Genomic DNA, 1,121 nt, shown 5'->3' on the forward strand with positions numbered 1-1,121 from the left:
GATTTTGAAGAGGGTGATAAAGACGGCAATGATTATATTCAGGGGTTGGCAGGCGATGATGTGATTTACGGCGGCGGCGGTGATGATTTTTTAGAGGGCGACGGCACCACTGTCAGCGATATCCTCAATACGGTACCGGGTGAATACCACGGCAAAGATTATTTAGACGGCGGCAGCGGCAATGACGAAATCAGAGGCGGCGGCAATAACGATACGCTGTATGGCGGCGACGGCGATGACTGGCTGGAAGGCGATGGTATGGAACGTGTTATTGCGGTTCAGTATCACGGCAACGATTATCTGTACGGCGGCAACGGCAATGACCATTTGGCAGGCAACGGCGGCGATGATTGGCTGTTTGGCGGCGACGGCAATGATGTGCTTTGGGGTGATGCTTCCGAGGGCAACAATCAATTAAACCAAAACCAAATCGGCAATGATTATTTATTCGGCGAAGCGGGCGATGATGAAATCTTTGGTGGTTTCGGCGATGATACTTTAGACGGCGGTGAAGGCAATGATCAGTTGGCGGGCGGCGGCGGACGCGATTATTTAATCGGCGGCAGCGGCAATGATCGATTGTGGGGTGACTTTGCTATTGATGAAGGGCACGAAAAGGTTGCGGCTGCCGATGAATACGATGATGTTTTGGACGGCGGCGCGGGCGATGATGAATTATACGGCGGCCAAGGCAGTGATCAGCTGTATGGCGGCGAGGGCAACGACATTTTATTGGGCGATGATTATTTTGCTGAAGGAAGTGGACACAATGAAGACTTGGCGGGTGATGATCGATTGTATGGCGGCGACGGCAATGATCGGCTGTGGGGCGGTTATGGTGATGACCGTTTAGACGGCGGTTCGGGTGATGATTATTTGGCAGGCAGCGGCGGGCGTGATCATTTGGAGGGCGGCAGCGGCAATGATCAACTGATTGGCGACTTCTCAGACGGCGGCGGACGCGATGTGATTCCTGAAGGCGATGAATACGATGATGTTTTAAACGGCGGCGACGGCGATGATCAAATGTGGGGCGGGCAAGGCAGTGATGTGTTGTACGGCGGCGCGGGCAATGATTATTTGGACGGCGGCGATGTGAATTTAATCGGCGACGGCAATGA

1 protein-coding gene is annotated in these 1,121 nt (G+C 53.5%); it reads left to right on the top strand.

From position 1 onward, the window contains the following. Nucleotides 1-1,121 (top strand): calcium-binding protein (locus tag Q384_RS11025; RefSeq protein WP_037588150.1); only part of this gene is annotated, 1,121 nt, incomplete at both ends.

The sequence above is a fragment of the Stenoxybacter acetivorans DSM 19021 genome, from assembly GCF_000745895.1.
GTDB lineage: Bacteria > Pseudomonadota > Gammaproteobacteria > Burkholderiales > Neisseriaceae > Stenoxybacter > Stenoxybacter acetivorans.